Origin of the sequence: Pseudoxanthomonas sp. SL93 (assembly GCF_026625825.1) — a bacterium.
Classification (GTDB): Bacteria; Pseudomonadota; Gammaproteobacteria; order Xanthomonadales; family Xanthomonadaceae; genus Pseudoxanthomonas_A.
Map to the genome: position 1 here is coordinate 849,348 of NZ_CP113065.1, position 11,389 is coordinate 860,736.

An 11,389-nucleotide genomic window follows, 5' to 3' on the forward strand; every position below is an offset into this window, starting at 1 on the left:
CACCCGATGGATGCCATGTCCGCAACCGACACATCCGGGGCCGGCTACTATCTCGATACGGCGGGCGAGACTCCACCCTCGCCTGTCCTGCAGGGGAGCATGGACGCGTCGGTCTGCATCATCGGCGGCGGGTTCGCCGGGCTCAATACCGCGCTCGGACTCGCGGAACGGGGCATCCCGCATGTCGTCCTGCTTGAGGCGGAAGCGACGGGGCATGGCGCTTCCGGCCGCAACGGCGGCTTCGTTTTCGGGGGCTTCTCACGGGGTGAGGACGCGCTGCTGCGGGAACTGGGCGCCCAGCGTGCCAGGGCGCTCTATGAAGGCACGACGGATGCTGTCGAACTGATCCGCGAGCGCATCAGGCGCCATGCCATCGCCTGCGACGACACGCACGCCGGCATCATCTGGGCCAACTGGTTCAAGGATCCTGAGGTATTGCGGTGCCGGCAGCGCCTGCTGGCGGACCATTACGCTCAGGACTGGCGCTGGATGCCCCGGGAAATGCTGCGGAGCCAGATCCGGACGCATCGTTACCACGACGGCCTGTTTGAACCGGGCGCCTTCCATTTTCATCCACTGAAGTACGCGCGCGGGATTGCGCGCGTGGCACAGGAGCAGGGGGTTTCGCTGTTCGCGCGCTCGCCGGCGACATCGCTGGCGCGGGACGGTGCGGGTTGGCGCGTGGCCACGCCGCAGGGGCAGGTGAGGGCACGTCATGTCGTCCTGGCCTGTGGCGGCTATCTTGCCGGCCTGCATCGTCGCGTGGATGCGGGCGTGCTGCCCATCGCTACCTACGTGATGGTGACCGAACCCCTGCATGCACGCATGCAGGACGCGCTCACAACGCAGGCCGCGGTCTACGACACGCGGTTCGCCTTCGACTATTACCGTCCGCTACCCGACACAAGATTGCTGTGGGGCGGGCGCATCTCCGTGCGCGACCGGTCCGCCGGAGCGGTCCGCAGGCTGCTTTATCGGGACATGTTGAAGGTGTTTCCCCAGCTCGAAGGCGTCCACATCGACCATGCGTGGTCGGGGTTGATGAGTTACGCCCGCCACCAGATGCCGCAGGTGGGGCGCGTTGAGGACGGGCTGTGGCTTGCGCAGGCGTTCGGGGGGCATGGCGTGGCCCCGACCACGCTGGCCGGTGAGGTCATCGCCAGTGCCATCGCCCATGAGGATCCGCGCTGGCGCGAGTTCGCGGACTATGGTCTCGTTTCCGCTCTGAAGCCGGCGGGTTTCGTTGGCGCGCAGCTCGGCTACTGGTGGGCCGAGTTCAAGGATGCATGGAAAGACAGGATGGAACGCAGGTGACCGACATGACGGCAATGCAGGATCCCATCGAATGGGCCGACTTCGAACGGGTCGCGTTATGCGTGGGGACGGTGATGAAGGTCGAGGCCTTCCCGCAGGCGCGCAAACCGGCGTGGAAGCTCTGGGTGGACTTCGGGCCGCATGGCACCAGGAAGACCAGCGCGCAGATCGTCAGTCTCTATTCGGCGGAGGATCTGGTCGGGCGGCAGATCGTCGGCGTCATCAATTTCCCGCCGAAGCAGATCGGCGGATTCCTGTCGGAGTTCCTGCTGACCGGCTTCCACACAGACGCCGGCGTGGTCATCACCACCGTGGAGCGCCCGGTGCCGAATGGTACGCGGATGGCGTGAGTGAAGGTACCGCAATGACAAAAAAGGCGCCTTGGGGCGCCTTTTTCGTTCAACACGGAAGGGCAAACAGTCAGAGCGACTCGAAGATGCCCGCCGCACCCATGCCGGTGCCGATGCACATGGTGACCATGCCGTACTTCTGCTGACGACGGCGCATGCCGTGGACGATGGTGGCGGTGCGGATCGCACCGGTGGCGCCCAGCGGATGGCCGAGGGCGATGGCGCCGCCCAGGGGATTGATCTTCGAAGGATCAAGGTCGCTGTCGCGGATCACCGCCAGCGCCTGCGCGGCGAACGCTTCGTTGAGCTCGATCCAGTCCAGCTGGTCCTTGGTCAGGCCGGCCTGCTTCAGGGCCTTCGGAATCGCGGCGATCGGGCCGATGCCCATCACTTCAGGACGCACGCCGGCGACCGAGAAGCTGACGAAACGGGCGAGCGGGGTCAGGCCGTAATCCTTGATCGCCTGCTCCGAGGCCAGCAGCACGCCGGCGGCGCCATCGCTCATCTGCGACGAGGTACCGGCAGTGACGGTGCCGCCGAACTGCGGATTGCGGAACACGGTCCGCAGCTTGGCCAGGCCTTCCAGCGACGTGTCCGCACGCGGGCCTTCATCCTGTTCGACCAGCAGTTTCTTCAGGCGAACGGTGTTGCCGGCCAGGTCGGGCTGGCGCGAGATCACTTCGTAGGGACTGATCTCGTCCTTGAACTCGCCCGCGGCCTGCGCGGCCAGGGCCTTCTGGTGCGAGGCGACGGCGAAGGCGTCCTGTTCCTCGCGCGAGATCTTCCATTCCTCGGCCACCTTCTCGGCGGTGATGCCCATGCCGTAGGCGATCGCAACGTGGTCGTTGTCGAACACGCTCGGCGCCATGGCGACTTTGTTGCCCATCATCGGCACCATGCTCATGCTCTCGGTGCCGCCGGCCAGCATCAGGTCGGCGTTGCCCAGACGGATCTGGTCGGCCGCCATCGCCACGGCCTGCAGGCCGGACGAGCAGAAGCGGTTGATGGTCTGCGCGGCGATCGTGTTGGGCAGGCCCGCCAGCAGCAGGCCGATGCGCGCCACGTTCATGCCTTGCTCGCCCTCGGGCATGGCGCAGCCGATGATGGCGTCATCGATGCGGCCGAGGTCGATGCCCGGGGCCTGCGCGACGACGGACTTCAGCACGTGCGCCAGCATGTCGTCCGGACGGGTGTTGCGGAATACGCCCTTCGGCGCCTTGCCGACCGGCGTGCGGGTGGCGGCGACGATGTAGGCTTCTTGGATCTGCTTGCTCATTTCGATGTGTCCTTGTCCGTCGCTTAGTTACGCAGGGGCTTGCCGGTCTTCAGCATGTGGCCGATGCGCGCCTGGGTCTTTTCCTGCTGCGCGAGCTCAACGAAGTGCTTGCGCTCCAGTGCGAGCAGCCACTCCTCATCCACCAGCGCGCCGCGGTCCACTTCGCCGCCGCACAGGACGGTGGCGATGCGCACGGCGATCTCGTAGTCGTACTCGCTGATGAAGCGGCCTTCCAGCATGTTGACCAGCATCATCTTGAAGGTGGCGATGCCGACGTCGCCGGCCACCTGGATGCGGCGGGCGGGCAGGGGCGGGCGGTAGCCGCTTTCGGCCAGGGCCAGCACCTGCTGCTTGGCGATGTACAACTGCTCGTAGGCGTTGAACACGACCAGGTCGTTCTCGCGCACCAGGCCCAGTTCCTTCGCCTCTACCGCGGACGCCGACACCTTGGCCATCGCGACGGTTTCGAAGGTCTTCTTGAGTTCCGCGAACACATCGCCACCCGGGCCCGCCGCCTGCGATGCGCGCACGGCGATTTCCTTCAGTCCGCCACCGGCCGGCAGCAGGCCGACGCCGGCTTCGACCAGGCCGATGTAGCTTTCCAGTGCTACCACCGCTCTGGCGCTGTGCATCTGGAACTCGCAGCCGCCGCCCAGTGCCAGTCCGCGCACGGCCGCGACCACCGGCACCAGCGAGTACTTGATGCGCTGGCTGGTGGCCTGGAAGTTGGCGACCATCGCCTCGAACTCGGCGATCTTGCCGGCCTGCAGCGCGCCCAGCGCACCCGCCAGGTCGGCACCGGCGGAGAACGGCTCCTTCGGCTGCCAGATCACCAGGCCCTTGAACTTCTGCTCGGCGAGGGTGATCGCCTGCTGCACGCCTTCCAGCACCGCGTCCGACACGGTGTTCATCTTGGTCTTGAAGCTGACCACGCCGACACCGTCGCCGTCGGTCCACAGACGGACGCCGTCATTCTCGTAGACGGTCTCGCCCTGGGCGAAAGTTTCACCCAGCAGGGGATCCGGGAAGCGCTGGCGCTGGTAGACGGGCAGGGCCGACCGCGGCAGCTTCGTATTCCGGGCGGGGCTGTAGCTGCCCTCGGGCGCGTGGACGCCGTCCCGGCCATCGAACACCCAGTTCGGCAACGGCGCACTGCTCATGGTCTTGCCGGCGACGATGTCGTCAGCGATCCACTGCGCCACCTGCTTCCAGCCCGCCGCCTGCCAGGTTTCGAACGGACCCAGCGACCAGCCGTAGCCCCAGCGGATGGCCAGGTCCACGTCGCGCGCGGTATCGGCGATGTCGGACAGGTGGTAGGCGCTGTAGTGGAACAGGTCGCGGAACACCGCCCACAGGAACTGCGCCTGCGGATGCTGGCTTTCACGCAGCTTGGCGAACTTCTCGGCAGGGTTCCTGATCTTCAGGATTTCGACCACTTCCGGCGCAGCGGCGCGGTCGGCCGGCCGGTAATCCTGCTTGGCCAGATCGAGCACCACGATGTCCTTGCCCACCTTGCGGAAGATGCCGGCGCCGGTCTTCTGGCCCAGCGCGCCCTTGGCGATCAGGGCCTCCAGCCACTTCGGCGATTTGAAGTAGGCGTGCCACGGGTCGTCGGGCAGGGTATCGCCCATGGTCTTGATGACGTGGGCCATGGTGTCCAGGCCGACCACGTCGGAGGTGCGGTAGGTGGCCGACTTGGGCCGCCCGATCAGCGGGCCGGTGACGGCGTCCACTTCGTCGAAGCCCAGCTTGAACTCGGCCGTGTGGTGGGCGGTCGCCAGGATCGAGAACACGCCGATCCGGTTGCCGATGAAGTTGGGGGTGTCCTTCGCATACACCACGCCCTTGCCCAGTGTGGTCGTCAGGAAACCTTCCAGGCCCTCAAGCACCGAGGCGTCGGTGGTCTTGGCCGGGATCAGTTCGGCCAGGTGCATGTAACGCGGCGGATTGAAGAAGTGCACGCCGCAGAAACGATGGCGAAGCTGTTCTGGAAGAACTTCCGCCAACTTGTTGATTCCCAAGCCGGAAGTGTTGCTGGCCAAGACGGCATGGTCGGCCACGAACGGCGCGATCTTCTTGTACAGGTCCTGCTTCCAGTCCATCCGTTCGGCAATGGCCTCGATGATCAGGTCGCAGCCTTTCAGGTGTTCCAGCCCGGTTTCATAGTTGGCCGGGGTGATGGCTTCCGCCAGCGACTTGCTGGCCAGCGGGGCGGGGCTCAGCTTGGCCAGGCCCGCGATGGCTTTCAGCACGATGCCGTCGGGGTGGCCCTCCTTGGCGGGCAGGTCGAACAGCACGGTGTCGACCCCGGCGTTGGTCAGGTGCGCGGCGATCTGCGCCCCCATCACACCGGCGCCCAGGACGGCCGCCTTGCGTACAAGCAGTTGGTTGGACATGAGGAATCCTTGCGATTACAGGGGTTGTTTGACGTGGTCGGCGCGCAGGCCGGCCTCGGCGAAGCGGATCAGTTCGCGGGCGGCCCGTTCGCGGTGTGCCGCTTCGGTGACGCCCGCGGGGCGCTTGATCAGGCCGAAATCGGCCATGGCGTAGGTCAGCGCGCCGGACAGGAAGTCCAGCCGCCAATAAAGCTCTTCCTTGCTCAGGGCCGGCACGCAGCCGGCGATGGCCTTGCCGAAATCGCGCAGCACGTGGCCGTAGTGGTCGGACAGGAACTGGCGCAACCCGTCGTTCTTCTCGGCATAGGCGCGGGCGATGACCCGGACGAAGGCGCCGCCGCCGTTGCGGTCCTGGGCCAGCGCCAGCGCGGGCTCGACGAACGCAGCCAGCACTGCCTCCAGCTCGCCAGGACGTTCGGCCAGCGCCTTCTGCAGCTGCGACAGGCGGGCAGCGGTCATGTCGTCCATCCGGCGGCGGAAAACCTCGTTGACCAGGTTCTCCTTGCTGCCGAAGTGGTAGTTGACCGCGGCGATGTTGACGTCGGCGCGGCTGGTGACCTGGCGCAACGACGTGCCGGCAAAGCCATGCTGGGCGAACAGCTCTTCGGCGGCCCCCAGGATGCGTTCCTTGGTGGAGAAGTGTGTGGCATTGCCCATGGGTCACCTGACTAAATCAAACGCTTGTTTGACTCATTCTCAGCCGGGCAGACGGGAGGTGTCATGCTGCCGTGCAGCAAACTTCTGGCGGCGGGTCGCTGCAACCCGCGGCTGGATACGTTAGAATCTCGCTACGCTTTCTGGTCTAAGCCCGCGTTTCGACGCGGGTTTTTCATGTTAACCTTGGGCCTTCAGTGGCCCGCCCAACGGAGAAAATCCCCATGGCGCTGGAGCGCACCCTGTCAATCGTCAAGCCCGATGCCGTCGCCAAGAACGTCATCGGCGAGATCTATGCCCGTTTCGAAAAGAACGGCCTGAAGATCGTCGCCTCGAAGATGAAGCACCTGTCGCGCCGTGAGGCCGAAGGTTTCTACGCCGTGCATCGCGAACGTCCGTTCTTCAATGCGCTGGTCGAGTTCATGATCTCCGGTCCGGTCGCCATCCAGGTGCTGGAAGGCGAGAACGCCGTGCTGAAGCATCGCGACATCCTCGGCGCCACCAATCCGAAGGACGCTGCGCCGGGCACGATCCGCGCCGACTTCGCCGATTCGATCGACGCCAACGCCGCACACGGTTCGGATTCGGTCGAGAACGCGAACATCGAGATCGCGTATTTCTTCGCCGCCACCGAAGTGTTCTCGCGCTGAGCGAACAGTGATGAGCAGCCACGAACTGCCACCGATCGAACTGAAAATGGCCACGGACGCACCGTCCGTGGCCATCGGTGCCTCCGTGCCTGCGAAACAGAACCTGCTGGACCTGGATCGCGAGGGCCTTGAGCATTTCTTCATCGAGAAGCTGGGTGAACAGAAGTTCCGCGCCCACCAGGTGATGAAGTGGATCCACCACCGCTACGTCACCGACTTCGACCAGATGACGGACCTCGGCAAGAACCTGCGCGCCAAGCTGCAGGAGCACGCCGAGGTTGTCGTGCCACAGGTCGTATTCGACAAGCCCTCCACCGACGGCACCCACAAGTGGCTGCTCGGCATGGGGGTCGATGGCAAGAATGCGGTCGAAACCGTCTACATCCCCGACAAGAGCCGCGGCACGCTGTGCGTGTCGTCGCAAGTGGGCTGCGGGCTGAACTGCACGTTCTGCTCGACGGCCACGCAGGGCTTCAACCGCAACCTCACCACCGCCGAGATCATCGGACAGGTGTGGGTGACGGCACGCCACCTGGGCAACGTGCCTGCGCAGAACCGTCGCCTCACCAACGTGGTGATGATGGGCATGGGCGAGCCGCTGCTCAATTTCGACAACGTCGTCCGCGCGATGAACATCATGCGCGACGACCTGGGCTATGGCCTGGCGAGCAAGCGCGTCACGCTGTCGACCTCGGGCCTGGTGCCGATGATCGACCGGCTGTCCACCGAGACCGACGTGTCGCTGGCGGTCTCGCTGCACGCGCCCAACGACGCGCTGCGCGAACAGCTGGTGCCGCTCAACAAGAAGTACCCGATCGCCGAACTGATGGCATCGTGCGTGCGCTACCTGCGCGCGAACAAGAAGCGCGACTCGGTGACGTTCGAGTACACGCTGATGAAGGGCGTCAATGACCAGCCCGAGCATGCGCGCCAGCTGGCACAGCTGATGCGCAAGTTCAGCAACGCCGCGCAGCTGAAGGATGCCGGCAAGGTCAACCTGATTCCATTCAATCCGTTCCCCGGCACGCGCTACGAGCGCTCGCCGGACGAAGAGATCCGCGCGTTCCAGAAGCTGCTCCTCGACGCGCAGGTGCTGACGATGGTGCGTCGCACGCGCGGTGACGACATCGATGCGGCCTGTGGTCAATTGAAAGGGCAGGTCATGGATCGTACGCGCCGGCAGGCCGAGTTCCGGCGCCATCTGCAGGAACAGGGCATCGACGATGCGGCATGACGGGTTCTGGCTGCTGCTCTTCCCCGTACTGCTGATGACCGGTTGCAGCCGGCTGACCTTTGTAAAACCGAAGATGGAACGCACGGACGGCGAGCAGATCGCGCAGGACTACACCGTGCGCGACAGCCCCGAGGTCAAGCGGCGACAGGCCATCCAGAGCACGTTGTCGCGATCGATGCAGCGCATGCAGTCGGGCGACCTGGATACCGCGGCGCGCGAAGCACAGGCCGCGCTCAAGCTGGACCCCTCGTCCGTGGATGCCTTGACCATGCTGGCGGTGATCGAGGACCGTCGCGGCCAGGGCGCGAAAGCCGGCGAGCTCTACAAGCGGGCAGCCGAACTGGCGCCGCGACAGGGCATGGTGCAGAACAACTACGGCACCTGGCTGTGCAGCCAGGGCCATGCCGCCGAATCACTGGTCTGGTTCGACCGTGCCATCCGGGCGCCCGGTTACCCGACGCCCGCCGTGGCCCTGGCCAACGCCGGCAACTGCGCGCTGTCGTCCGGCCAGGTCGAACGGGCCGAGCGCGACCTGAGGCAGGCGATCAAGCTGGATCCGGGCAACGCGACGGCACTGGGTGCGCTGGCGGAGGTCGAGTTCCGCCACCAGCGATACCTGCCTGCGCGTGCCTTCATCGAACGCCGCCTGGCCGCTGCGCCTGCAAGCCCGGGCGTGTTGAAACTCGCATCACAGATCGAGGAAAGACTCGGCGACAAGGCTGCTGCCAGTCGATATGTTCGGCAACTTCGGGCGGAGTTTCCCGACGCGGTGGACGTCACAACTGGGGGAAATGCAGGGTCATGACCGATTTGAACACGATGCAATCGCAGGACCCGCAGGGGTGCGGGGATCTGCTCCGGGCCGCGCGCGAACGCGGCGGGATGTCGCTCCAGGACGTCAGCCAGCGGTTGAAGATGCCGACGCGCGTCCTGCAGGCACTTGAAGCCGGCCAGTGGGAGCAGCTCGGTGGCGCGGTCTTCGTGCGCGGCCAGCTGCGCAGTTACGCCAGGCTGGTGGGGATCGACGTTGAACCTTTCCTGCAGCAGGCGCAGGTGGGGTCCGTGCGCCCCGCGGAGCTTGTCAGCCGCAGCTATACGCCGCGTTTCCAGCATGTCTTCGAGAGTTTCAAGCGCCGGGCTGTCTACGTGGTGCTGACGGTGGTGATCGTCACGCCGGTGTGGATGGGGCTGCGGCCGCAGCTGGGCACGGGATCGTCCGACAGCACCACGGCGTCGCTGGACGTGGTTCCCGAGGCGGGCGAGTCGGTGCCGGCGGATCCCGCCGCCATGACCGCGCGCGCACAGGCCACGCCTTATGTTGCGTCGATGACGCCGATTCCGCGTGCTGCGACGCCTTGGCTGTCGATGCGATTCAAGGGCGACAGCTGGGTGGAGGTCAACGCGCCGGACGGCCGCAAGGTGGAGCACGCGCTGATCAAGTCCGGTGAAGAACGCCGCTATGCGCAGGGCGAGGTCGGGCGGGTCAAGCTGGGCGATGCCACAGCGGTCGAGGTTCAGCAAGCCGGTAGTACGGTGGATCTTGCGCCGTACCAGCGCGCGAATGTCGCACGCTTTACGGTATCCTCTGAGGGTTCCCTAGCGCCGGTCGGTGACTGACCCGCGCGCGGGTTTGTCCAACCAAGACCAAGACCCCGCCTCGACGGGGCAAGAGAGCGCATGGCGATTGATGATCTGCTCGACGAGCACGAACAAAGTGAACGCGTCCGCGGCTGGCTGAGGAACAACGGCGCCGGCCTGATCGGTGGCGTTGCCCTGGGCCTCGCGGTGATCCTGGGCTGGCAGTGGTGGCAGAAGGACCAGGCCCGGAAGAACGAGCAGGCCCATCTGGATTACCAGGCGGCGCTGGAAGGCGCGACGGGCAATGACCTGAAGAAGGCCCAGGCCGCGGTCGCCAAGCTGTCCACCGAGGACGAGGTGTATGCCGACCTGGCTGGCCTGCAGCTGGCCAAGGCCCAGGTCCAGGCAGGTGAGCGCGATGCGGCCATCGCCACCCTGCGCGGGCTGACCCCCGATGCTTCGCTTAAGCCGGTCGTCGACCTGCGGCTGGCACGCCTGTTGAACGATGCAGGCAAGCATGCGGAAGCGCTGGCGCTGCTCGCGAAGAGCGACGATCCGTCCAGCCTCGAGGCGCGCGGTGATGCCCTGCTGGCGACCGGAAAAGCCAAGGAAGCACAGGACGCCTACACCAAGGCACTCGCCACCCTGGACGTCGCCTCGCCGCAGCGTCGCCTGATTGAAATCAAACTGGTCAGCGCCGGTGGCACCCTGCCCAAGACGGGAGGCACGGCCTGATGCGTTCATCCACCCATTTCGTGACCCGTGTGATCGCCTCGGCCGCGTTGCTCGCGATGCTGGCAGGCTGCAGCACGGTGAAGGGCTGGTTCGGCAGCAAGGACAAGGAAGGCGAAAAGCCGACCGATCCGGCGGAACTGGTCGACTTCACCGCCAGCGCCACCGTGGCCAAGCTCTGGTCGGCCAATGCAGGCAAGGGCGAGGGCCGCATCGGCCTGCAGCAGGTGCCTGCGGTGGACGGCGGACGGGTCTACGCCGCGGCCGTTGAAGGCGGTGTGCGCGCCTTCGACCTGCAGTCCGGCAAGCCTGTGTGGCACTACAAGTCCGATCTGCGCCTGTCGGGTGGTCCCGGGGCGGCCGACGGACTGGTCGTGGTCGGAACGCTGAATGGACAGGTCATCGCCCTTGACGCCAGTACCGGCGCCGAGAAGTGGACGGCCAAGGTTCCGAATGAAGTGATCGCCGCGCCGACCATTGGCCAGGGGCTGGTGTTCGTGCGCAGCAATGACGGGCGCGTGTCGGCGTTCAATGCCGAGGATGGTGAGCGCCGCTGGTTCTGGAACCATGACCTGCCCAACCTGACCGTGCGTGGCAACGCGCCTGCGGTGCTGGGGCCGGGCGTCCTGTTCGTCGGCAACGACGACGGCACGGTCTCCGCGCTGGCGACGCCCGATGGCCGCCCGCTGTGGACGCAGGCGGTTGGCATTCCGGAAGGCCGCACCGAACTGGACCGCATGGCCGACGTGGATGGCGCGCCCGTCCTCGAAGGCACCACGCTGTTCGCCACCAGCTACAAGCAGGAAACCGTCGCCATCGAAGGCCCGAGTGGTCGTCCGATGTGGACGCGCGACAAGGGCGGTGCCGGTGGTCTTGGCGTGACCAGCAGCGTCGTCGTCGTATCCGATCCTGCGGGCACGGTATGGGCGCTGGACAAGTACAGTGGCAGCGCCACCTGGTCCAACACCACGCTGGCCCGCCGTTCGCTGACTGCACCGACCATCCATGGCGACTTTGCCGTGGTGGGTGACTACGACGGCTACCTGCACTGGCTCAAGCTGGACAATGGCGAGCAGGCCGCGCGTGAACGCGTGGGCGGCAAGGTGCTGCGTGGCAAGCCGGTGGTGGCCGATGGCATCCTGATCGTGCAGGACGTGGACGGCGGCCTGACCGCGTTCGGCTTCAGGTAAGCGGCGAAGGAGGGG

Annotated in this window: 11 protein-coding genes; 8 read left to right on the forward strand and 3 right to left on the reverse strand. The window is 66.0% G+C overall.

All coding sequences use genetic code 11. From position 1 onward, the window contains the following. Nucleotides 1–15 precede the first annotated feature (15 nt). Nucleotides 16–1,314 carry an NAD(P)/FAD-dependent oxidoreductase gene (locus tag OVA13_RS03915; RefSeq protein ID WP_267792504.1) on the forward strand — a complete coding sequence of 433 codons (1,299 nt, stop codon included), beginning with the start codon at nt 16–18 and terminating at the stop codon, nt 1,312–1,314. 5 nt (nt 1,315–1,319) lie between these two features. After that, nucleotides 1,320–1,664 (forward strand): tRNA-binding protein, encoded by a 345-nt coding sequence (locus OVA13_RS03920; protein WP_267792505.1) that lies wholly within the window; start codon nt 1,320–1,322, stop codon nt 1,662–1,664. A gap of 70 nt (nt 1,665–1,734) precedes the next feature. Here the strand turns inward: OVA13_RS03920 and OVA13_RS03925 are convergent, their stop codons facing one another. The 3 genes from OVA13_RS03925 to OVA13_RS03935 are packed head-to-tail and all read right to left on the reverse strand — an operon-like array spanning nt 1,735 to nt 5,993. Next, on the reverse strand, nt 1,735–2,940 hold the full coding sequence (locus OVA13_RS03925) for an acetyl-CoA C-acyltransferase (protein ID WP_267792506.1): 1,206 nt from the start codon (nt 2,938–2,940) through the stop codon (nt 1,735–1,737). A 23-nt stretch (nt 2,941–2,963) separates the two neighbouring features. Then, nucleotides 2,964–5,336 carry a 3-hydroxyacyl-CoA dehydrogenase/enoyl-CoA hydratase family protein gene (locus OVA13_RS03930; RefSeq protein WP_267792507.1) on the reverse strand — a complete coding sequence of 791 codons (2,373 nt, stop codon included), beginning with the start codon at nt 5,334–5,336 and terminating at the stop codon, nt 2,964–2,966. A 15-nt stretch (nt 5,337–5,351) separates the two neighbouring features. After that, nucleotides 5,352–5,993, reverse strand: a complete 642-nt coding sequence (locus tag OVA13_RS03935) for a TetR/AcrR family transcriptional regulator (protein ID WP_267792508.1) — start codon at nt 5,991–5,993, stop codon at nt 5,352–5,354. Between the two features lie 221 nt (nt 5,994–6,214). Here OVA13_RS03935 and ndk point away from each other — a divergent pair, with 221 nt between their 5' ends. From ndk to bamB, 6 genes are read left to right on the forward strand one after another with little or no spacing between them, the layout of a single operon-like run. Next, on the forward strand, nt 6,215–6,640 hold the full coding sequence (gene ndk / locus OVA13_RS03940; protein WP_162337947.1) for a nucleoside-diphosphate kinase: 426 nt from the start codon (nt 6,215–6,217) through the stop codon (nt 6,638–6,640). A 46-nt stretch (nt 6,641–6,686) separates the two neighbouring features. Continuing rightward, a complete protein-coding gene (gene rlmN, locus OVA13_RS03945) occupies nt 6,687–7,874 on the forward strand; it encodes a dual-specificity RNA methyltransferase RlmN (RefSeq protein ID WP_267793622.1) in 1,188 nt (395 codons plus the stop codon). Continuing rightward, a complete protein-coding gene (gene pilW, locus OVA13_RS03950; RefSeq protein WP_267792509.1) occupies nt 7,864–8,679 on the forward strand; it encodes a type IV pilus biogenesis/stability protein PilW in 816 nt (271 codons plus the stop codon). The genes rlmN and pilW overlap by 11 nt, the downstream gene beginning before the upstream one ends. Then, on the forward strand, nt 8,676–9,491 hold the full coding sequence (locus tag OVA13_RS03955) for a helix-turn-helix domain-containing protein (RefSeq protein WP_267792510.1): 816 nt from the start codon (nt 8,676–8,678) through the stop codon (nt 9,489–9,491). The genes pilW and OVA13_RS03955 overlap by 4 nt, the downstream gene beginning before the upstream one ends. 60 nt (nt 9,492–9,551) lie before the next feature. Then, nucleotides 9,552–10,187 (forward strand): YfgM family protein, encoded by a 636-nt coding sequence (locus OVA13_RS03960; RefSeq protein ID WP_267792511.1) that lies wholly within the window; start codon nt 9,552–9,554, stop codon nt 10,185–10,187. After that, nucleotides 10,187–11,374: an outer membrane protein assembly factor BamB gene (gene bamB, locus OVA13_RS03965; protein WP_267792512.1), complete on the forward strand. Its 1,188-nt coding sequence runs from the start codon at nt 10,187–10,189 to the stop codon at nt 11,372–11,374. Before OVA13_RS03960 ends, bamB begins: the two co-directional genes overlap by 1 nt. Nucleotides 11,375–11,389: the final 15 nt, after the last annotated feature.